The 23,183-nt window shown below is 48.9% G+C and carries 13 protein-coding genes; 3 read left to right on the top strand and 10 right to left on the bottom strand.

The window, feature by feature from the left end:
• Positions 1–312: 312 nt before the first annotated feature.
• Both AACV78_RS14805 and rpoD read left to right on the top strand, forming a co-directional pair.
• Positions 313–489, top strand: a complete 177-nt coding sequence (locus tag AACV78_RS14805; protein ID WP_194009860.1) for a hypothetical protein — start codon at positions 313–315, stop codon at positions 487–489.
• A gap of 1,473 nt (positions 490–1,962) precedes the next feature.
• The gene (gene rpoD / locus AACV78_RS14800) at positions 1,963–3,132 is read left to right on the top strand and encodes an RNA polymerase sigma factor RpoD (protein WP_194009859.1); all 1,170 of its coding nucleotides are present in this window, start codon (positions 1,963–1,965) and stop codon (positions 3,130–3,132) included.
• Positions 3,133–3,694: 562 nt separating this feature from the next.
• On the opposite strand, the gene AACV78_RS14795 is transcribed toward rpoD, so the two are convergent.
• The 3 genes from AACV78_RS14795 to AACV78_RS14785 form a co-directional block, all read right to left on the bottom strand.
• The gene (locus tag AACV78_RS14795) at positions 3,695–3,847 is read right to left on the bottom strand and encodes a chlorophyll A-B binding protein (RefSeq protein ID WP_194009858.1); all 153 of its coding nucleotides are present in this window, start codon (positions 3,845–3,847) and stop codon (positions 3,695–3,697) included.
• 126 nt (positions 3,848–3,973) lie between these two features.
• The gene (locus AACV78_RS14790; protein ID WP_445329585.1) at positions 3,974–5,275 is read right to left on the bottom strand and encodes an ABC transporter ATP-binding protein; all 1,302 of its coding nucleotides are present in this window, start codon (positions 5,273–5,275) and stop codon (positions 3,974–3,976) included.
• A gap of 357 nt (positions 5,276–5,632) precedes the next feature.
• Positions 5,633–8,185, bottom strand: coding sequence for a DNA gyrase/topoisomerase IV subunit A (locus AACV78_RS14785; RefSeq protein ID WP_194009856.1), 2,553 nt, complete (start codon positions 8,183–8,185; stop codon positions 5,633–5,635).
• A 1,083-nt stretch (positions 8,186–9,268) separates the two neighbouring features.
• Here AACV78_RS14785 and AACV78_RS14780 point away from each other — a divergent pair.
• On the top strand, positions 9,269–9,664 hold the full coding sequence (locus AACV78_RS14780) for a response regulator (RefSeq protein WP_194009855.1): 396 nt from the start codon (positions 9,269–9,271) through the stop codon (positions 9,662–9,664).
• Between the two features lie 965 nt (positions 9,665–10,629).
• On the opposite strand, the gene AACV78_RS14775 is transcribed toward AACV78_RS14780, so the two are convergent.
• From AACV78_RS14775 to AACV78_RS14745, 7 genes are all read right to left on the bottom strand, one after another.
• Positions 10,630–14,769: a DNA-directed RNA polymerase subunit beta'' gene (locus AACV78_RS14775; protein ID WP_194009854.1), complete on the bottom strand. Its 4,140-nt coding sequence runs from the start codon at positions 14,767–14,769 to the stop codon at positions 10,630–10,632.
• Positions 14,770–15,114: 345 nt separating this feature from the next.
• Positions 15,115–16,989 (bottom strand): DNA-directed RNA polymerase subunit gamma, encoded by a 1,875-nt coding sequence (locus AACV78_RS14770; protein WP_194009853.1) that lies wholly within the window; start codon positions 16,987–16,989, stop codon positions 15,115–15,117.
• Positions 16,982–17,836, bottom strand: a complete 855-nt coding sequence (locus tag AACV78_RS14765; RefSeq protein ID WP_228042267.1) for an HNH endonuclease — start codon at positions 17,834–17,836, stop codon at positions 16,982–16,984. The genes AACV78_RS14770 and AACV78_RS14765 overlap by 8 nt, the downstream gene beginning before the upstream one ends.
• 42 nt (positions 17,837–17,878) lie before the next feature.
• Positions 17,879–18,181 (bottom strand): HNH endonuclease, encoded by a 303-nt coding sequence (locus tag AACV78_RS14760; RefSeq protein ID WP_228042266.1) that lies wholly within the window; start codon positions 18,179–18,181, stop codon positions 17,879–17,881.
• Between the two features lie 148 nt (positions 18,182–18,329).
• Entirely contained in the window at positions 18,330–21,713 is a 3,384-nt protein-coding gene (rpoB, locus tag AACV78_RS14755; protein ID WP_194009852.1) for a DNA-directed RNA polymerase subunit beta, read from the bottom strand.
• Between the two features lie 249 nt (positions 21,714–21,962).
• On the bottom strand, positions 21,963–22,175 hold the full coding sequence (locus AACV78_RS14750; RefSeq protein ID WP_194009851.1) for a hypothetical protein: 213 nt from the start codon (positions 22,173–22,175) through the stop codon (positions 21,963–21,965).
• Between the two features lie 118 nt (positions 22,176–22,293).
• Positions 22,294–23,100: a TatD family hydrolase gene (locus AACV78_RS14745; RefSeq protein ID WP_194009850.1), complete on the bottom strand. Its 807-nt coding sequence runs from the start codon at positions 23,098–23,100 to the stop codon at positions 22,294–22,296.
• Between the last annotated feature and the right edge of the window lie 83 nt (positions 23,101–23,183).

Raw genomic sequence — 23,183 nt, 5'->3', positions numbered from 1 at the left:
CTGTTTGAGTCTACAGGAGACAATTCACTTTGTTGTGTACCTGCAATGTATGTGGTGTATTTAGATGAATGCTCCTGAGACTCAAACAACTTCTATCAGTTGGTTGGACGATCTAGGCTATCGCCTCAGGGAAAACGCATCTTAATAGTTCAAAAACCTGAAAGAGAAACAGAAAAGCAACGAATAAATTAAAAATTTAAGGGATATACAGCATCAATGATCAGCAGGTATAATCAACTTTGCCGGCGTTGTCAAGACAGATGCGGAGCGGAAATTTCTCCTGCTAGCGAAATAGCCTAGCTATCGAGCCGCATGATTGAAAGCAGAGTGGGGTATCGACCCTGGATACCTGCTTTCGGAGGAAGGGCTGTAAATAAATGTAACAAAAATCTTCACATAGCACCAGAGTCCTATTTTTTAACAGCTTTGAAGGAAATCGGCAGCTTTTGGACGATCGCCAAACAGCAAGCACATCACTACACTCGGTAAATTTCTTTTTTTTTTAAGCTATCCTCCGCCCTCCCTTGTAGCAAAGTCTGCTGGGGTTTTGTTCTGTCTGCTGGAAATCTTCCACACAACACCAGTAATTTTACTTAAAATTGATGAATTTGCTTTGTCAAAGCTTCACACTGTTAGGATATATTTAAAGTAAATGTGAAGTTGTGCTTTCGGGAAATAGCGAATTGTCTTGCTTGTGAAAATGGGCGTTAGCGAAGCTTGCAGAAGAGGATCGCGCAAGTGCGAGCCGAAAGCCAGCAAATTTTAGAGACATTTGCTGCCGGGAGTTGCGCGACGGGTTAACTCTCAGTAGAATTTATCCGGGTGGTTTTTGCCACGCTCTGCCATAAACTCGTGTCCCACTGCTTAAATGAGAATGTGACGTTAATAACTTAATGTGATTTAATGTCGAAATTAAACCCAATTTCTGGGATTTGAGCTAACTTAACAAAGAAAGCCCCTGTTGCACTATTAAACCCGCAACGCTTCATTGGGGGAAATCGTCGGTTTCTACTTCAGAGCGACCGACTTACAACTCAAGTTCGCAAGCTTTATTAGATCGCAGATTGTGTATGATTCAATTCAGGGAAACAGGGTAATGATGGGTGCATCTACAAAGATTTTATTGGTTTCAATTCCAGCAAATCCAAAATTGTCTGCTAACTGTCTGGCAGACTGCGCCGCAGCCGTTCACCCACATCAGCACAAAAAAACAGCGCCGTTCGATCGTACCCAGGTTTTTAGGGGCCGTTCTCAGGATTGATCTGAATCGGCCATGAGTCACTATTGTCAAGCTAAGCTGACAAAGTTTTCCGAGTTCTTGACAAAAATTGAAAATAACTTCCATTTTTTGTGAGAACGGCTACAATCGGAAGGGTCTTTGCCAGATCCGATTCTCACCATTTGGTGCTACGACTCTCTGCTGTTGCGTTGGAAGCAGCAAACTTACATCCGAGATGGCGAAAATTAGCCGTGCAACTATCATGTCTGACAACATCGTCACTCGCACGCTGCCGGCTTTCTCAAAAGTTCGACACCTCAAACACAAAAGTTAGAGGGCTCAGTACCAGAAAACTGGTACGGGTAAAAGATCGAAGTACCGGGTAAAAAAAAAGCCAGTATTTTGACCTGCGTGCGATCGTCGCATCTCTGGCATTCGTTTTTCTGGGTAAGGTATCGCAGATGAGGCGATAACTCGCTGTGAAAGAAAAAGCTGCACCCTCAATATAGGTTGCAACGTTAAAAATATGCGATAGATTGAATGTACTCGCTGCTTCTTTCAACCAGAAGTCGAAATTTGACTCGTCAAACAAACGCAGTTTCGGTCACTGCTTCATTTAGCAAACTGAAAAGCCCACTATTTCTTACTGCGGAAATGCCAATACTGGCTAACTTGTCTAAACTACAAACAGACACTATTCCACTGTTATTTATTCTTTAATTCAGGAGCATGAGGAAGGCGGCATGATCCAGGCTAACACCGTACTCGAAACCACAATCACACCCGAAATGGAAACCATCGAGTTGCTTAGGAACGCCAAAAGCGTTCTACCCGACAGCGAGTTGGAACTTTTTATCGACGAAGACGACGATCGAGAAGATTTTCTAGACAGCCCATCTGAAGAAGACGATACTAAAGTTGGCAAAGGTGTCAAAGCCCGCCGTCGGGCCCAAGCCAAGAAAAAGCATTATACAGAAGACTCTATTCGTCTTTACCTCCAAGAAATTGGTAGAATTCGACTGCTGCGAGCCGACGAAGAGATTGAACTCGCCCGCAAGATTGCCGATTTGCTGGAATTAGAGCGAGTTCGAGAACAACTCCTCGAAGAGTTAGACCGCGAGCCCAAAGATAACGAATGGGCTAATGCTGTAGATATGGCACTGCCGGCATTCCGTCACAGACTCCACGTCGGTCGGCGGGCCAAGGAGAAGATGGTACAGTCAAACCTGCGTTTGGTGGTGTCGATCGCCAAAAAGTACATGAATCGCGGTTTGTCTTTCCAAGATTTGATTCAGGAAGGCTCTTTGGGTCTGATCCGGGCCGCTGAAAAATTCGATCACGAAAAAGGCTACAAATTTTCCACCTACGCAACTTGGTGGATACGTCAAGCCATCACCAGAGCAATCGCCGACCAATCCCGGACTATCCGCCTACCGGTTCATCTTTACGAAACCATCTCGCGGATTAAGAAAACTACCAAACTTCTTTCTCAGGAAATGGGCCGCAAGCCTACGGAAGAAGAAATCGCGACTAAAATGGAGATGACGATCGAGAAGTTGCGTTTCATTGCTAAATCCGCACAGTTGCCTATTTCTTTAGAAACTCCGATCGGCAAAGAAGAAGACTCGCGTCTGGGAGACTTTATTGAATCTGACGGAGAAACGCCAGAAGATCAAGTCTCGAAAAACTTGCTAAGAGAAGATTTAGAGAGCGTTTTGGATACTCTAAGCCCTAGAGAACGAGATGTATTGCGACTGCGTTACGGCTTAGATGACGGACGGATGAAGACCTTGGAGGAAATTGGTCAAATCTTTAACGTTACTCGCGAGCGGATCCGTCAAATCGAGGCTAAAGCGCTGCGGAAGCTGCGCCATCCCAACCGCAACAGCATCTTAAAAGAATATATCCGCTAGAGTATTTCTCTCGCATCACCCAAAAGAGTGATTGGCTCTTTTGGGGATCGAACCATAGCTTTTTTGGAAGCGATGGTTGTTAAACTTTTGTGTTCGCTGCACTGCGAGTCATATCAATTCCGGTTGCACTCATACATGATGTTAACTGTTAACTGTTAGCAGTGAATCTACTATTCCGATGAAGAGAGGATTTGATATCATATCATGTCGGGTCGATTACCATGACAAAAACGGTTCGTAGTGCGGTCAATCGAACGGATATGAGATAGCTATTTGCTGCTGGTAAATCCCCCTGCAAAAATTGCGCTGCTAAAAGCGCACGGGCTAAATTTTGGGAGTTCTTTTGGGGACTCCCAAGCTTTGTATTGTCTAAACAATCTCAAGTGAAAAATTAGATTGGTTTAAAGCATTTTGCTCGCGCACTGCAGTTCAAAAACCCGGTTTCTCGATCGGAGTCGCTCGAAGAGCAGCTACTCGCGTCAAAGAAACCGGGTTTTTTAATCTTAGTCAGATCGAGAAAAGAATGGCGTCCCAATCCTCCAATCTCCAATCTAAAATCGTACTACATCACGCCCCAGAAGTGAAGCAGGCCTTGACCGGAAACCAATTCGATAATGACAGCTGCAGAGAAACCAATCATTGCTAAACGACCGTTCCAATTTTCAGCTCCTTCGCTGAAGCCCCAGTTCCAAGCGTTGCGTTTTTGTTGTTGCATAGTGCGAACTCCTTTGGTTAACTTTTGTCAGGCTTGTGTAAATAAATATAACAGTAACTTGAAAAAAGTGCAACTTTATGGTGTGTGATATCGATCGCAAAGGCCGATCGACCTTGAGAATTTTGCCTAACGAGGAAAAATAGCCAACTCGGTATCCGGGTCAAACAAGTGAATTTTGTCATGGGCGACGGCCAGCCAAAGCTCCTCGCCAACACGGACCGATCGCTCAGGAGGAACCCGCACCTGCATCCGCACGGCCGGAGCATCCGTCAAACACACCCGCAAATAAGTTTCGTGTCCCAACGCCTCCACAATTTCCACTTGTACAGACAGATTTTTGGTAGCAGGAGGGTGAATGCTCAGATGTTCGGGCCGGATGCCCAAAATTAGCTTTCGCCCGTCATACTGCTGTAGATTTTTTGCCCAAACATCCGGTAAAGTAAAGCGAAATTGCGGGTGAGAAATCAACAGCGGGGCACTAAATTGCACAGATAAAAAATTCATCGGCGGAGAACCGATAAACTCAGCCACAAACAGATTAGCGGGCTTGTTGTAAAGCTCCAGAGGTTGGGCTATTTGCTGAAGCTGGCCTGCATTCATAATCGCAATGCGATCGCCCATAGTCATCGCCTCAGTCTGGTCGTGAGTCACATAAATAGTCGTAGTTCCCAACTGTCGCTGCAACTGCACAATTTGCGATCTCGTTTGGGCCCTCAATTTCGCATCAAGATTAGATAGCGGTTCGTCCATCAAAAAAACTTCAGGATTTCGAGCCATCGCCCTACCCAAAGCTACTCGCTGCTTTTGTCCTCCCGAAAGTTGTTTCGGCAAGCGATTTAAAAGCGGTTCTATTTGCAATAATTGAGCTACCGCCCTAACTCTTTTGCCTACAGCCTTTTCCCGTTCCGAAAAATAGCGCAAACCCGGAGGAAGCTTGCGAGTTGCTCCAACTAAAAAGTCCTCCGCTAAAGTATATATTTGCTCTTTGTTTAAAGTATTAGAAGCTAAATAATCAATCACCTCTTTTAACTTATTTTTTATTTTTTCTGCCTGCACCAAGCTGCTTTTTTCCGCCTCTGTCTCTGTCTTTGTCTCTTCTTCCTTTTTCCCTCTTCCTTCTTCCTTTTTCCCTCTTCCTTCTTCCCTCTTCCTTCTTCCCTCTTCCTTCTTCCCTCTTCCTTCTTCCTTCTTCCCTCTTCCTTCTTCTTTCTGAGAGCGACGCAATCCAAAGGCGAGATTATCGTAAACTGTTAAGTGAGGATAGAGAGCATAATTTTGAAACACCATAGCGATATTTCGGTCTTTGGGGGGCAAATCGTTGAGGAGGCGATCGCCAATCCAAATATTGCCGGCAGTCAAAACTTCCAAACCGGCGATCGATCGCAGCAGAGTGCTTTTTCCGCAGCCCGAAGGCCCCACCAGCACCATAAATTCCCCGTCTTCGACCGTCAGGTTAATCCGCCGCAAAACGCTGTTATAAGTTGAAATAGAGGCTTCGGGCGAGACACTTTCTGCGACGTTGTTTGCTTTTTTTTCCTGTTCTCCTTGGCGGAGTGGAAAACTTTTGTAGATATTTTCTAATACAACTTTCGCCATCAAACAATTTTAGATTTTAGATTTTAGATTTTAGATTTTTAGAATTGGGAATTGGGGGAATTGGAGGCAGAGCCTCCAGGTATGTATTCCCAGGCTCTGCCTGGGAACAAGTCTTATGACTATTGACCAATGACTGTTGACTAATGACTATTGACCAATGACTGTTGACTAATGACTATTGACTAATGACTATTGACTGCTAATAACCTTAATAATTTTTTCACCGGGATTGAGGTCAAAAACTCGATCGCCCGGAGCATCTTTCCCCCAAAAAGCTATAGCATCAGTAGTCGATCGCAGCAAGCGGCCAGAAGTAGTAAAAAGTTTAACATCCGTACCCGGAACCGATCGCAGCAAGCCAACCAAAGCATCTTTAGGTTCTGCGAAACGAAAAGCTTGAGTGCCTATTTCGCCGCGATTAGTAAGTCTGACAGAACCTGCGGGCATTCGTTTAGCCCAACCCAACTCCGAAAATAGCACCAGACTGTCTTCGGGATCGATCGTAATACAACCCACCAAAACTTCCTGCTTCCGCAACCTGGTTACTTGAGAACCTAGGGCGCTGCGGCCCATTGGCGGCAGTTGTTCGTCATCAACATCAAACCGGAGAACTCGGCCTCCCGAAGTTGCGACGGCCACTTGCTCGCCGACTTTGCTCAGACTAGCGCTGCGGAGCCGATCGTCCTCCTTGAGTTTAACAACAGTCATGCCGCGATTAGTCACATCAGCCAATTCCTGCATCGGCAAACGTTTAATTTTGCCTTGCTGAGTCATAGTTACTAAATCCACCCCCTCCGAATTTTCCGGCAAAATAAAGTGTGCGATAGTAATTTCCGACAAAGCGCGATCCGTACTGTCTTTAGTAGCACTAGGGGATAACAAACCGACAATCGGCTTTCCTCGGTCTTTTGGATTGCTGCTAGGAATATCAGCCACTTTCAGCGGGTAAGCTTTGCCGTTAGGAGTTAAGACTACCAAAGTGCGATCGGTTTTAGTCAGCTCTGCAGTCACAATAAAATCTTCATTTTTTTCTAAAGCTGAAACCGATTTTTCGATCCTTTTCGAGCGCGGGCGATCGTTAGCCGGCAAGCGCCGCACGTACTGCTTGTGCGAAAATTCAACAATTGTTTCTTCAGGCTCTAGAACAGGCAATAAGTTAGGCTGAATTGTTGCCGGCGATAACTGCTTGAGTCCAGAATTTTTCTTACCAGAAAATTGTGTGTCTGTCTTGGCCGCGCGTCCTGTTTCCCTAGCAAATTTAGTGCGGCGGGGGTCAGCGTACTTGCGTTTGAGCGATCGCAATTCCTTCTTCAAAGCCTTCAAAAGTTCGCGCCTGTCGCTCAACAACCGCTGCAATTCTTGAATATTTCCCGTCAAATCATCCAGTTCGGCTTGCAAATGTTGCCTTTCCAAACCAGTCAGCCGGCGCATCGGCATCGCCAAAATCGCATCAGATTGACTTTCGCTCAAATCGAGGCGAACTTGGAAAGTTTGCTTAGCAGTAGTACCGTCAGGAGAATTTCTGAGAATGTCGATCGTAGTATCGAGATTTGTCAAAGCCAACATTAAGCCTTGGACAATGTGACACCGACGTTCTGCCACGTGCAATTCGTAATTGTAGCGCCTGGTGAGAGTCACTTCTCGGAAATCCAGAAATTCCTGCAACAATTGTCTGAGGGTCAACTGTCGGGGTTGACCGTTGACAATTGCCAGCAAAATCGCCCCAAAATTTGTTTGCAGGTCAGTTTGTTGGTAAAGACGAGCTAACACCGCTTCGGGAGTAAATTCCCGCTTGAGTTCAATCACAACTCGAATGCCATCGCGATCGCTTTCATCGCGCAAATCAGAAATACCGTCGAGGCGGCCGGCATTCACCAAATCCGCCACCTTTTCAATCCAACTCGCCTTATTCACCTGAAACGGAAACTCCGTCACCACGATCGCCGTTTTAGTCCGCACCTTGCGATTACCAGGCACTTCTTCCACCCCAGCCACACCCCTGACCGCAATGCTGCCTCGACCCTTAGTGTAGGCATCAACAATGCCCTGTGTAGCAACGATTTCTCCTCCCGTCGGGAAATCCGGGCCCGGAATCAGTTCAATCAACTTCTCGTCCGAGACTTCGGGATTTTCAATCAAAGCAATTAAACCGTCTACCACCTCTCCCAAATTGTGCGGCGGAATATTAGTTGCCATCCCCACAGCAATGCCAGTACAGCCATTGAGCAGCAGAAACGGCAACTGAGCCGGTAGTGCTGTCGGTTCCTGTTCGGAACTGTCAAAGTTAGCTGCAAAATCAACAGTTGCATCGCCGACTTGGGTTAGCATGGCTTCGTGGGCGATCGGTGCGAGCCTAGTTTCCGTGTAGCGCATCGCAGCAGCCGGGTCATTGTCCACCGAACCAAAATTGCCGTGTCCCGCCAGCAAAGGATAGCGGCTCGAAAACTCCTGAACCATCCGCACCAGAGCGTCGTAAACCGATTGGTCGCCGTGGGGGTGATATTTTCCCAAAACATCTCCAACTACCCGGGCACACTTGCGGTAAGGTCTGTCTGGTGTCAAACCGAGTTCGTGCATCGCGTACAAAATTCGACGGTGCACGGGTTTTAAACCGTCGCGGACATCAGGCAAAGCTCGCCCGACGATCACACTCATGGCATATTCGAGGTACGATTGCTGCATCTCGGCGTGCAGAGGCGTAGAAATTACTTGCCCGGAAAGTAGGTTTAGTTGTTTGGCCATGAGTTCTTGTGTCCGTTAATTCCTGAGTGAAGACAGCCTCTGTCAATAATGCTCAGGTTGCCTGTCTCGAATGAAAAGCGTTTGCCTTCAAGCAAACCGATAGTTCGATAAAACCGCCCAGCAGGAGGATAAAAATAAATTTAACAGGTTAAAGCAAAATCAGAGTGCCGAAGACAGACAACACTTGCCTCTTACTCTCGACTCTTACCCTAACCTCTATATTGCCAACCGTTGCGATTACCTGTCTATTTACCGTCCGCCGCGAGAAGGTTGATTTACAGCCATGCTTTTATTTATAATCGCTCACAAATGCCGATCTTTGAGAATTCAGCAGTCAAAAGCTTTTCCCATGAGCTGTCCTAGTCTGACCTGCGATCGATCGAAGCGTCGATATTTTAAAGCAATGTCGATCAATCTAAACTAAGAATTGCCAATCCTTAACAATCCCCGCTATGTTCCCAACTCCCAATGCTTCAGCGGCAGTACCTCAAACAACATTGCTTGATTATAAGGGCAGCACATAAAACAATTGTCACACTACCCCGACTCTAAGTCGCAGGCTTGACGCAGAAAAAGAATCCTAAAAACCTGCTAATGAAGAACTTTGAGACTGTTGTCAGTGTCAGCGGGAGCACCTCAATCAATGCAGTAAGTGTTTTTTTGACAGCCCATTTATAGTGCTGTCTGGCGATCGAGTATTATATAGGTCGATCGCCACCGCCTTGCACTCGCAAAAAAAATGCTTGGCGACAGACATGAGATACTCCCTGGAAACTTTTAGGCATCTGTAGGCCATGTCGCCTACAAACCAGCGGGCCCCAGACAACCGAGTTGAAGGGAAACGCAATTCGCCGATCGGAGCCACCTAGTGCCATCTATGATATAACTAGCTTGATGAAACAAGTTTTGACATAGATGAAATCCCCGTCCATTTTACGGCGGGGCGGATGTCAAAAGTATTGCAAACACACTCACAAAAAAAATGGCTATTTGTATGCAGCCGTATTGTTGCCCATCCTTTCCTCTCGCCTTCCCCGTGCTGAGTAAAGCGCCTTGGAAGCTGGTATCTAGGAGATCGCAAAGATGAAAACCGTTCTGATTGTAGAGGACGATTTGGTTAACGCTAGAGTTTTTTCTAAAATTCTGACTAAGCGGGGTGGCTTAGCCGTGAAGCACACAGAAAATGTTGAAGAGGTGATGCAGATTGCTGCGTCTGGAGAAGCTGATTTGATTTTAATGGATGTGTCTCTTTCACGCAGCGTCTATCAAGGAAAAGCTGTTGACGGTATTAAAATTACTCAACTGCTGAAAGCAGACCCGCAAACGGCCTCGCTACCAATTATTTTGGTAACAGCTCACGCGATGGCCGGTGATAGAGAAACTTTTCTAAATCAAAGTGGTGCGGACGGTTACATCTCTAAACCCGTGGTAGATCATCAAGAGTTTGTCGCTCAAATCAAGGCTTTGCTCCCTGATTGAGTGAAATATATAGTCTTTCTCCGTAAAATGAGGTTCTCTCGTGGGCATAGGGGATAGGCCAAACCGGGCATAGGCAGGAGTGGAAAGATCCCGCATACCTCACCAAGTTTGAGAACCGCTATACATGAAGGAGGAAGTTAGATAACGGATTGTGTAGCTGATCTAACGGATGTAAGGAAGAAGCAAGAAGCAAGAAGCAAGAAGCAAGAAGCAAGAAGCAAGAAGCAAGAAGCAAGAAGCAAGAAGCAAGAAGCAAGAAGCAAGAAGCAAGAAGCAAGAAGCAAGAAGCAAGAAGCAAGAAGCAAGAAAGAATTTTAATTGCATTGGATCTCAATGTTACATTTGTAGCAACAGCTCGCTATCGAGTTTGCACGGGCTTGATGTAACCAGCGGTGCGATCGATAGCGATCGAATATTAGATCGGTGAATCTACCGGACACGATATTTAAAAAAAGCTTTTTGTTGAAAAGCCACAGATGCTCCCTTTAACTATTTGTTAAGTCAAACACTTAAAACCTCGGGATTATAAATTTTTATTGAATTCTGACTTATATTTTTTGACGAATACAGCTATTTCTTTCTTTCTTGTTTAAAGTCCGATCGCGCTTTTGGTAGCGAATTGGCCTGTGGAGAACACCAAGCTTTAAAGAAACAAACTTAATATTTTTACACCAGTACCGAAACCGAAAAAAAATGCCGCGCCGCCCGGTATTACGGGCGGGCGCGACAATTTCATAACTAATACCATTTTTCTAAAATCGTGCAACACTCTTCGACCCCCCCTAGCCCCCCCTTGTAAAGGGGGGGGACAAGAACACTGTTGCATTCTTTTTTAAAATTGGTATAAGATTACAGCCCTAAATTGGTTAAGGCTAAAGAAACCGGGTTTTTTACCGAATCAGTGAACGAGTGGGAAAAATTGTCTAAAAAACCCGGTTTCTGACCACCCGCGAGTAAGTCCTGTATTAGTCTTCGTCTTCGTCGAAATCGAAACCGATATCATCGTCCTCGTCGTCAGCCAAAACTTCTAACGAACCGTCATCACTTGAGCCGACAAAATCGTCTTCATCAACTTCAATTTCCTCAAACTCTTCATCAGGCTCAAGGTCAGAAACTGCTGCGGTATCGAAACTGCTTTCGATCGTATATTTGCGGCGGGCAGTACGGTCATCAAGTACCACATCCTCCTGCAAATCTTGGAAATCGTCATCAAACACGGCACCTTCAAAACCCGCATCCTGAACGCTGGCATCTTCGTAAGCATTGAAACCAGTACCGGCGGGAATCAAGCGGCCGATGATGACGTTTTCTTTGAGTCCGCGCAGCCAGTCGGACTTGCCTTCGATCGCCGCTTCTGTCAGCACCCTGGTGGTTTCTTGGAAAGAAGCCGCAGAAATGAAACTGTCAGTATTGAGCGAAGCCTTAGTAATTCCCAGTAGCACCGGAGTGTAATCTGCCGGAGCCCCGCCGGTAATCGACATTGCCTCGTTCACCTGCTCTACCTGCCGCAGCTCTACCAGCTCGCCCGGTAGCATCGTAGTGTCGCCGCCGTCTTCTACGCGGACTTTGTTGGTCATCTGCCGCACAATTACCTCAATGTGCTTGTCAGAAATATCTACCCCTTGGGATTGATAGACAGATTGCACTTCGTTTACCAAGAGGGTTTGCACCTGCTGGAAACTTTCCAAAGCTGCTTCAAATGTGGACTGGCGCTCTTTGAGGGCTTGGAAGAAAACTTCGAGAATTTCATGGGGGTTGGCGGGCCCGTCAGTCAGGGCTTCGGCTACACCTACTCGCTGTCCGTCGGAGACGATCGGATTCTGCCCCGGTAGCAAAGGATATGCTTCGATGCGGCCGTCATCTTCTACTACAGCCAGTTCGACCATATCTTCCTCGGTGGATACGCGGGCAGTCCCCGGGCGGTGGGCCAAAATGCAGGCTTCCTTCGGCTTGCGCCCTTCTAGGAGTTCTTCAATCCGGGGCAAACCCTGGATGATGTCGCCTGTTTTCGCCCGCTCGAACACCAGGATGACTAAGTTGTCGCCCCGCTGCACCAAGTCGCCGTCATCGACGTGGAGGACTGCACCGGCGGAAACCCGGTAAGGACGAGCTATTCTGAGCACGATTTTTGCAGGTTCCGAGCCGTTCGAGGGTACGACCTTGACTACTTGGCCGGATTCTTCCAAAAACGTGCCGGGGGCGATTTCCGTACCGGCTACTAGCAGTTGACCGGGACTGAAATCTGGGGCGACGGGGAGGTCGATCGAAATCGAGTCGGCTTCCCGCATGACCAAGAGGCGGCGCACCGGCTCGTTTTGTCCTTCGCGGATGCCCCGAACCGTCCCTGCTTCTTTGCAGAGAATTTCGGTGCGGGCTACTACTGCGCCCGGAGCGATCGACTGTCCGTCTTCTACCAAAAGCCGCGTCTGAGTGCTGCCCTGGGTGGGGTCTGCCGACACGTCGCGCCGAACTACAAGGGATTCTAAAATCACTAGCTGCAGGCGGAAGGTTTTGGAAACCGTCGGTGCTTCGTCGCTTTCTCCTGCCAATTCTTGGGAGAGGGCGGTGGAGTCGGAGGCCGAGGAGTTGGAGTCATAATCGTTGTCCGACAAGCCGGTATCATCTTCTGGGTCTGGCAAAAGTTCGATATCTGCCGCCAGTTGCGGAGCTCCTGAACCGATTTCTAGGATGAGCTGAGTCCGCAGGAGTTCGAGTCCTTCTACTGATTTGACGCGCTCTCCGTCCTTGTAGGGGAGGCGCTGGACTGCTTTGAGGGCGATCGACTCGTTGAGCGCAGTCTGGGAAGGTACCGGTGGCTTGTCGGGAACAGGAAACTCTACGACGGGCCGCAGCAGCAATGCTGGGCCTTCGGGTGTTTCGATGTATTCGGCATAGGCAAGTTCTTCAGCAACCAAGCCGGGGAAGATTTCTTGACCCGCGTTGACAATTTGACCTTCGGTTGCCGAAAGTGGGGGGCGGTCAACGACGTGCAGGGTTCCAGGTTTGATGACAATTTCCCGCAAAATGTCATTTTTTTGCGTCACTTCTACAGCACCGCTGGTTTGGCAGAAGATATCTTTGACTACTTCAGTGCCGGCTTCGACGTACTGGCCGTCTTCGACTAGCAACAGAGAGATGTCTTTGTTGACTTCGTGGCATTCTTCCGGTATCCACAGCAGGGTGCCGCCCTTGATGACTTCGAGTCCTTGTTTGGCTTTGCCGCGTTTTTGAACTTCGACTCCCGCGTATTTGACAATGCCTCCGGTGGCGGTGCGGTAGGTGTCGTCGAGCAGTTCGGCTACGACTTCGCCGTTGATGACTTTGCTTCCGGGAGTTGTTTTGAGCGAGAACCGCTGGTTGGAAGTTGTTTCGATCGTGTAATATTCTCGGCCGCCGGTGCTTTCGGCTCGGACGACGGCTTGGTCGAGCAATACTTGGGCGGTGATGATTTCAATTTCTCGCTCGTCGGCGATGCGGACTACGCCCCCGTGTTCGGAGACGAGTTTGGTTTCGGCGATGACGCTGTTTTCGGGAATTCGGGAGCCGTTTTTGACTGCCGGTTCCGCGCCGGGAGGGAGGTTGTAGACTTCTCCAGAAAGTATCCAAATCAGTCCGCCCCGGCTGGCGGTGCGGGTGGTGTTACCTTGGCGGTCGGTTTTTTCTTCGGGTACGATGTCGGCAAATTTGGCTTCGCCGGCTAAGTCTGAGGCTACGTCTGTGGTTACTTTTTCGGTGGTTTTGCGGGCTGCGCGTCCGACGATCGGCACTTGAGCCAATATTTGACCTTGGATGGCGCGTTGTCCGTCTTTGACCATGAGCGTGGAACCTTGGGCGATCGCCAGTTCAATCTTTAGTTTCTGATTTTTGGCTCCCGATTTGCCTTCCTCGAAGCCGTCGCCCTCGAATACGAGCTTGCCGCCGTTTTCGGCGATCAGGGCTTCTTCGCCGTGAGAAGTGCGGAAGGAACGGGTTCGCAAGTTCTTAAACTTGGCCACGCCCGGGAATGGGGCGCGTTCTTGTTTGGCGACTTCTCCGGTGAATACGCCGCCGGTGTGGAAAGTACGCATGGTGAGCTGGGTTCCGGGTTCGCCGATCGACTGGGCGGCAATAATCCCGATCGCTTCTCCCATGTCTACCATTTTCAGGTGGGCGAGGCTCCAGCCGTAGCAGCACTGACAGACGGAACGGGTGGCTTCGCAAGTTAGGGGCGATCGCAAATACACCTCGCCAACTCCTGAAGCGCCGATCGCGTCTGCGAGCTCTTCACTAATTGGCTGGTTGCGGACTGCCATGATGTTGCCGAACCTTACAATTTCTTTGGTTTTGGGGTGCACCACGTCTTTTGCAAACACGCGGCCCAGCAGCCTGTCTTTGAGGGGTATGAGCACGGTAGCTCCGTCGGTCATCGGCCGGACTCGAATCCCGCGTTGGGTGCCGCAATCTACTTCGCGGACGATTACGTCTTGGGACACGTCTACCAGACGGCGGGTCAGGTAGCCGGAGTCGGCGGTGCGGAGGGCCGTATCAACCAGTCCTTTGCGCGCTCCGTAGGAAGAAATAATGTATTCCGTAACGGTGAGGCCTTCTCGGAAGTTGGTTTTAATTGGCAAGTCGATGATTTCTCCCTGGGGGTCTGCCATCAATCCGCGCATTCCGACAAGCTGCCGCACTTGGGAGATATTTCCCCGGGCACCGGAGAAGGCCATCATGTAGACCGAGTTGAGGGGGTCTGTGGCTCGGAAGTTTTTGACTACTTCGTCTTTGAGGTCTTCTGAGGTGCTGTTCCAAGTGTCGATTACTTTTTGGAAGCGTTCGACTTCGGTGATTTCGCCTCTGGTGTACCGCTGTTCGGTGATGCGGATTTCTTCTTCGGCTGCATCTAGGAGTTGTCGTTTGATTGGTGGTACTTGCAGGTCGTCTACGCTGATGGAAACTCCGGCGCGCGTAGCAAAGCGAAAACCCAAGTCTTTGAGTTTATCTGCCATTTGCGCGGTGCGGGCAGTTCCGTATTCCATGAACGACCAAGAGATTAATTTTTTGAGCTGACCTTTGTCAACAACTCGGTTGCGAAAAACAATTTCTTTATTTTCTTTGTATTCAGTCATTTGTTTGCTGTTAGTAATTTACTCGTCAGTCATCAGTTTAGAAACCGGGTTTCTGAGAATATTTCTCCTCACCAAGCCCAACCTGTAGAAACCCGGTTTCTCGCTCCGCATCACTCATCGGTCATCAGTTCAGAAACCGGGTTTCTGAGAATATTTTTGGTCACATAACCCAACCCTTAGAAACCTCGTTTCTCGCTTCTGGGACATGGGTCATCGGTCGTGGGAGTTAAACCGGGTTTCTGAGAATATTTTTGGTCACATAACCCAACCCTTAGAAACCTAGTTTCTCGCTCCTAGACTGACCGATCGCCTATTACCCGCTGTTATTTCCCAATTTTCCTATTCCTAGTTATTAATGACCGATTCGATCGTTTGGTGATAGATAATCCGACCGGGAGTAGTGCGAATAAACTGATTGAGCAAGTTGCCTTCTTTGTCTTCTCGAATCCGGCGGAACTTGAATTCTTTCGTCACCGTACCGTCGGTCGATCGTTCTAGTTTCAGCGGTTCTCCTTCTGGTTCTATATTTTCTATCGGGCCTTGAAATCTCACCCACACGTAGGAATGCAAGTCAATAACTCCTTGTTCGTAGGCTACAACCGCATCGGTGAGGTTAGAGAAATAGTGACCTGCTCCTTTTTGAGCGTCGCGATTTTCCGCTGTCAAGTAATAGCAACCGAGCACCATATCTTGCGAAGGAGTAACAATCGGTCTTCCGGTTGCGGGCGACATAATGTTATTAGAAGCCAGCATCAGCAAGCGGGCTTCCGCCTGAGATTCCAGAGACAAGGGCACGTGCACGGCCATTTGGTCGCCGTCAAAGTCAGCGTTAAAAGCCGGACAAACTAGCGGGTGAAGCTGAATCGCCCTCCCGTCTACCAAAATGGGCTCGAAGGCTTGAATTCCCAAACGGTGCAGGGTGGGGGCCCGGTTCAGCATGACTGGGTGTCCTTCAATCACTTCTTGAAGCACCTCCCAGATGCTTGGGTCGCTGCGCTGGATCAATTTTTTGGCAGCTTTGATGTTATTGACCAATCCTTGGCGGATGAGGCGGTGGATGACAAAGGGCTGGAAAAGTTCGATCGCCATTTCCCTCGGTAAACCGCACTGATGAATTTTCAGTTTCGGCCCCACCACAATCACCGAACGTCCAGAATAGTCAACCCGTTTCCCGAGCAAGTTTTGCCGGAAGCGGCCTTGTTTCCCTTCAATAATGTCCGACAGAGATTTCAGCGGGCGGTTGTTTGCGCCCACGACAGTCCGGCCGCGGCGGCCGTTGTCAATCAGCGCATCCACAGCTTCTTGCAGCATCCGTTTTTCGTTGCGGATGATAATTTCCGGCGCTAGGATTTCTTGCAATCTCGCCAAGCGGTTGTTGCGGTTAATCACTCTCCGATAAAGGTCGTTGAGGTCGCTTGTAGCAAAACGCCCGCCGTCTAGCTGTACCATCGGCCGCAAGTCTGGGGGAATTACCGGAATCACATTGAGTACCATCCAATCGGGATGAGAACCCGTAGCGATAAAGTTGTCAATTACCCGCAAACGTTTGATTAACTTCGCTCGTTTTTGACCTTTAGCATTAGCAATATCTTCGCGCAGCTTTTCCGCTTCGCTTTCTAGCGGAATATTTTGCAGCAAAACTTGCAAAGCTTCAGCACCGATTCCTACTTCTACGCCGGTCAGCGTGGAATCTTCGCTGTAAAGTTCATCTTCTATTTCCAGCCAAGCATCTTCTGTGAGCAATTGCTTGTATTGCAGCTTTTCAGCATTACCAGCATTCAACACAACATAGGCATTGAAATAGACAATTTGTTCGACATCTCGCAGCGGCATATCTAACAGAATCGCCATGTAACTGGGGATACCTTTGAGATACCAAACGTGAGCGACTGGAGCTGCTAATTTGATAAATCCCATGCGGTGGCGACGAACGCGAGATTCTGTTACTTCAACACCACATCTCTCGCAAACAATGCCTCTATGACGAACTCTCTTGTACTTGCCACAATGACATTCCCAATCTTTTGCAGGCCCAAAAATTCGCTCACAAAACAACCCGTCCATTTCCGGCTTTAATGTTCTGTAATTTATGGTTTCTGGTTTTATGACTTCGCCAGTTAGCTGACCATTGGGTAAAGTTCTCTCTCCCCATTGTCGAATTCTTTCAGGTGAAGCTAACCCAATCTTTACATAATCAAATCGTTGTTCTATCTTAGCCATTCTTGACTCCAATCGATGATTTACTTGAAATTATTTGCTGTAATTTATCTGTTTTGATTGATTGTTTGGCGATTAAATCAATGTCAGACTCCTTTATGTGTGGCATTAGTTTTAATGTCATAAATGACATTTTTGGATGATCCCAATTCGCGAGAAATCTTAGCAAGAGATTCTCCAGCTTTAATGCGTTTCGCACATCCTGCGATCGAGCCAAAGTCAGTTTGCGATCGAGATATCCACCCCTGCGAGGACTCGGAATCTCTTCGCCTTCTTTTTTCCATGTCAGGTGATACTTAATATTGTGTATAGTTATCGGATTTACGCTGTATCCTTCAGCTAGATCCTTCATTCTCTCTCCTGCTGCTAGTTTTTGCCGGATTTCTCGCACCTTTTCCCAGTCTAATTTGGCATTGGAAAGGGGATGACTTTTTCCTTGGGTGCGTCCTTTTTTTGAAGCATCTAAGGCATTTTGGGAACGAGTACCAGCCCAGAGGTGTTCTGGATTTATACAACTGGGAGTATTGCAGGTATGACAAGCATCCATATATGTGGGAACTTCATATCCTAATTTCTCTGCTAAAACAGCACGAGTAACTAATTTCAACTTCCCATTTTTCCAGTATCTGCCATAGCCTGAACAATCTTTTCCGCCTTGAAAAATTATGCAGCCGTTGTCTTGAATTTCTCCTAAAAAATGTGGAGAAACTGTGGTGAAGTTATCAGGAATATTTGTCTGAACGATCTTAGTAATAGTTTCATGTTGTACCCCATACTCTTTTGCTAGGTGGTTCTTGACTTTTTCCGATAAATATTTAGTCTGAATTTCTCGCAGTTGTACGATCGACAATTTATCAATTCCCGGAATACTTTTGCGTCTGGGAGTTTTGCGTTAGCGCAGCCCTCGAAGAGGATCGCGCCTCATCATCTGTCCCGTCTTCTCAGCGGCAGACCCCGCTACAAGATGTTCCGGGTTGATGCAGCTTGGATTGTCGCAGGTGTGGTAAGCAAAATAACCGGAATCTAGGAATCCTGCTATTTTTGATTCGAGGACTAATCGGTGGACTAATACCGTTTTTCCCGACATCCACTTACGCCCGTAACCATTGCCAAACTTACTACTTTGCCAGTTAATACAGCCTGTCTCCCGATCGAATTCTCCTTCAATTCCGGGGATAACTGTTAAAATAATCATGTCAGCGCATCTCCTTGTTAGAGCGTTGATTCGCCTCAGTAGTGGTACGAACACTGCTGAGGCATTTTGATTCGAGATTGTCGATTTTAAATTTTAGATTAAATATTACTAAAAAATCTAAAATTTAAAATCGAAAAATCTCAAATTCCTAATCTTCGTCTTCGTCGCGAGAAAGCGATTCGTAAGTAGGCCTGGAGGGCGAGCGCCGCCCGCCCGCATCCGCCATCAAATCCACCTCAACGTGCTCGCTGCCTTCGTCGTTCGTATTCACTTTGTGCACGGCAATGTCCAAACACAAAGACTGCAACTCCCGCATCAACACTTTGAACGATTCCGGCGTACCGGGGCGCGGGATGGATTTGCCCTTGACGATCGCGTTTAAAGCCTCGTTTCTGCCCTGCATATCGTCCGACTTGACTGTCAGCAACTCCTGCAAGGTGTAAGCGCAGCCGAAGGCCTCCAAGGCCCAGACTTCCATTTCCCCGAACCGCTGTCCGCCCTGCTGCGCTTTGCCGCCCAAAGGCTGCTGCGTCACCAAGGAGTAAGGCCCAGTGCTGCGGGCGTGGATTTTGTCGTCTACCAAGTGGACGAGTTTGAGCATATAGGCGATGCCGACTGTGATTGGGCGATCGAACGCTTCCCCAGTTCTGCCGTCATAAACTATAGTCTTGCCTGGGTGTTTTTCGTTAAACACCCAAGGCTTGCCAGTTTTTTCCCGCGCTTCCTCCAACTTGCCGTGAACGGTTTCCCGCGACTTTTCAGCGCCGTGCATTTCGTCAAACGGCACCATCTTGAACCGCATCGACAGATTTTCGCCCGCCCAGCCTAGCAAGCACTCAAAAATTTGACCGACGTTCATCCGCGACGGTACGCCCAAGGGGTTGAGCACGATGTCAATCGGAGTGCCATCGGGCAAGTAGGGCATATCTTCCTTCGGCAGAATCCGGGAGACGATGCCTTTGTTACCGTGGCGGCCGGCCATTTTGTCGCCGACTTGAATTTTTCGCTTTTGGGCGACGTAGACGCGGACGACCATGTTAGCGCCGGGGGGCAGTTCGTCGCCTTGTTCGCGGGTAAAAACGCGCACATCTACGACGCGGCCTTTTTCTCCGTTGGGAACGCGCAGCGAGTTGTCGCGCACGTCGCGAGCTTTTTCACCGAAGATTGCTCTGAGCAGTTTTTCTTCGGGGGGTTGGTCGGATTCACCTTTGGGGGTGACTTTGCCGACTAGGATGTCGCCAGATTCTACCCAAGCGCCTTTGCGAATGATGCCTCCTTCGTCTAGCTGGCGCAGGGCGTCTTCGCCGACGTTGGGAATTTCGCGGGTGATTTCTTCGGGGCCTAGTTTGGTTTGGCGGGCTTCGATTTCGTATTTCTCGATGTGGATGCTGGTGTATACGTCTTCGTACACCAATCGCTCGCTGATAAGCATTGCGTCTTCGTAGTTGTATCCTTCCCAAGGCATATAGGCTACGAGGATGTTGTGGCCGAGGGCGAGTTCTGCGCCTTCGGTGGAGGAACCGTCGGCGAGGACTTGACCTGCTACGACACGATCGCCCTCATAGATTAGGGGGCGCTGGTTCAAGCAGGTATCTTGGTTCGATCGCTGGTATTTTTGCAGTTCGTGTTCGATGCAGCCGGCGTATTTTTGCTTCCAAACCGAAGGCTGTCTGACTTTGAGTTCGTCGTACTCACGAATCAGGAAATGTTCTTCGCTGGAATTAGACTCGGCATCTGCAGCCAAAGGCTTGACAATAATCCGGGTCGCATCGATGTAAATGACTTCGCCGTCAATCCGGGAAACTACCACCATCCCGGAATCTCGGGCTGCCTGAGCTTCGAGACCAGTACCGACGAGGGGGCGTTCGGGTTTGAGCAGCGGCACGGCTTGCCGCTGCATATTCGACCCCATCAGAGCGCGGTTGGCGTCGTCGTGTTCCAAGAACGGGATCAGGGAGGTGGCAACCGAGACGATTTGTACGGGTGAAATCGCCATGTAGTCCACCTGCATCGGGGTGGTGGTGGTGAATTCTTGGCGGTAGCGGACGGCTACGGTTTCGCCCAAGAGGTTGTTGTTTTCGTCGAGGCTGATGTCTCCGGGGGCGACGCGCAAGTCGTCTTCTTCATCGGCTGTCATGTAGATGGGGGCTTTGTCCCGCAGCACCTGTCCTTTTTCTACTGGGTAGAATGGTGTTTCGATGAAGCCGTAGGGGTTGACGCGGGCGTGGGTTGCTAGGGAACCGATCAGTCCGGCGTTGGGGCCTTCTGGTGTTTCGATCGGGCAAATCCGGCCGTAGTGGGACGGGTGAATGTCCCGCACTGCGAAACCTGCGCGTTCGCGGGTCAGACCTCCAGGGCCGAGGGCGGAAAGCCGGCGTTTGTGGGTCAGTTCTGCGAGGGGATTGGTTTGATCCATGAACTGGGATAGCTGCGAGGAACCGAAAAATTCCTTGATTGCTGCTACCAGGGGTTTGGGGTTAACTAGGGAGGCGGGGGTGAGGGAGTCTGCGTCGGAGACTGTCATGCGTTCGCGGATGATCCGTTCTAGGCGGTTGAGTCCGACTCTGACTTGGTTTTGCAGCAGTTCGCCGACGCTGCGGACGCGACGGTTTCCTAAGTGGTCGATGTCATCCGTCGAGCCGATGTCGAATTCGAGGTTGATCAAATAGTCGATCGCCGTCAAGATATCTTGGGATGTCAGCACCCGCACGGTGTCGGGGACTGTCAACCGCAGTTTTTTGTTGAGCTTGTAGCGGCCGACTTTGCCTAAATCGTAGCGTTTGGGGTCGAAAAAGCGGGAATTGAGGAGCTGTTCTCCGCCGGCTACGGTGGGGGGTTCGCCCGGTCGCAGTTTGCGGTAGAGCTCCATTAGAGCTTCCTCTTCGCCGAACTGTCCTTCTTTTTCGATGGTTTTTTGGAAGTATTCGGGGTGGCGCAAACTGTCGTAGATTTCGCCGTCTGTGAGTCCTAGGGCTTTGAGGAGGACTTGGGCCGATAGTTTGCGGGTTTTGTCGATTCTGACCCAGACTAAATCGTTTTTGTCGGTCTCGAATTTGAGCCACGCACCGCGGTTGGGGATGAGACTGGCGTTGTAGGTGCGGCGGCCGTTTTTGTCGGTTTCCGATTTGTAGTACACGCCGGGGGAACGCACGATTTGGTTGACGATTACTCGTTCCGCGCCGTTGATGATGAAGGTTCCCCGTTCTGTCATCAATGGCAAGTCGCCGATGAAGACTTCTTGTTCTTTGATTTCGCCTGTTTCTTTGTTGATCAGGCGGGTTGGTACGTACATTTGTACCGAGTAGGTGCTGTCCCGGCGCTTGGCTTCGTCCACGTCGTATTTTGGGCGCTTGAGTTTGAAGTCTTTGCCCATGAAGTGGAGTTCTAGTTTGCCGGTGTAGTCTGAGATCGGGGAGAAGCTATCGAGTTCTTCGATCAGTCCGGCTTCTAGGAACCAGCGAAAACTTGCCCGCTGGATTTCGATCAGGTCGGGCAAGGTGAACGCGAATTCTGTGTAATCTTTAGTGATCATGGGTGTCCTTTTTCCGCTGTGGCTCTAGCTTTTTACATTGCGCCAAGGCTTGGCGTTTTTACTTTGTTGTGTTTTTTTGATGGATTGTGTGAGAGAATGTATATGATATTTTCGATCGCGCTCCGACTTTTGCAACGGTTATTTTTGCGGGTTGCTCGCATTCGTTTTGTGCGGATTTACGCTTGATTGAGATGTTTTTAGAACCGATATTTTGCTGTTTCAGGGTAAACTCCCCATACATTTGACTCCTCAAATTGACTCGAAAGCTATTGCCAAATTACTGAGGTTCCAAGTGTCTCCCTGTCTGTAAATTTGACTGTGTAAGGAAAGAGTTTTTGCTGGAAGTTTTGGCGAGCGTTGGGACGGCGTGCTGGCCCGATTGCTGGCAGTTCGCTGGCTGCTGCGATCGCGGGGATAGTCAGCCAAAGCTCGATCGGCTGGTTCTATTATTATAGGGCGCAAATTCGATCGCGTGCCGTCAACGTCAAAGGAATCTCAGGGTGAGGATGAATCCGGTTTTTAGGGCAAACAAAATATAGATGAGATTACCCCTTACCCCGAAGGCTTGCCTCTAAATCGATTAGTTTTCCTCGTTTCCTTGCTCTATAGCGAGTGAAAGGCCGAATAGCTGACAGGCATTTTCGGTTGTCTGCCGCGACAAAGTTAAAAGAGAAACTCCTCTCAATTTCGCAACTTGCTCGGCTACGTAGTATACGTAAGCTGGTTCGTTGCGTTTTCCCCGCTGGGGTGCGGGGGCGAGAAAAGGGCAATCCGTCTCAACTAAGATGCGATCGCTATTTACCATACAAGCTGATTCTTGTATTTGCAAGGCTTTTTTAAAGGTGACTGTTCCGCTAAAACTGATGTAGAAACCCAAGTCTAAAAACCACTGGGTTTCTTCGGGCGTACCTCCCCAGCAGTGCATCACTCCCCGCACCGGGCCGCGTTTTTCCCAAAAGTTCCGCAGCATTTGGGCCATTGGGGCGGCAGCGTCGCGACAGTGGATAATGACTGGTTTGTCAAGTTCCCTGGCGATTTCAAGCTGTGCCTCAAACACTTTAAACTGGTGTTCGCGATCGTCAGCTTTAAAAAAGTCGAGTCCGGTTTCGCCGATCGCCACTACCCTAGAGTCAGAACTTGCCTTGAAGCGAATCAGATTCGCAGTTTCGTCTTTCCACTTGGCGGCATCTAGGGGGTGAAGCCCCACCGCAAACGAGACTTCTGGAAATCGATCGGCGATTGCTTGAATTGAGGCAAACTCTGCCGGCTCCACACAAGAATGAACTAGCCGAACCACACCAGCTTCGCGCCAGCGTTGTCGAATAGTTTCTAATTCAGACTTGTAAGTCTCAAAGTTGATATGAACGTGAGTGTCAATGAGCTGCATGGGGGAAGCAGATTAGATTTGATACCAGAGCATCCGAGTTGTTGACGGGAGAGTGGGGGACGGGGAGAAGGCTGTCTCTTATA

Source organism: Tychonema sp. LEGE 07196 (assembly GCF_963890365.1).
GTDB lineage: Bacteria > Cyanobacteriota > Cyanobacteriia > Cyanobacteriales > Microcoleaceae > Microcoleus.
The sequence above is the reverse complement of the archived record's forward strand: the minus strand, read 5'-3'. Positions and strand labels throughout refer to the sequence as shown.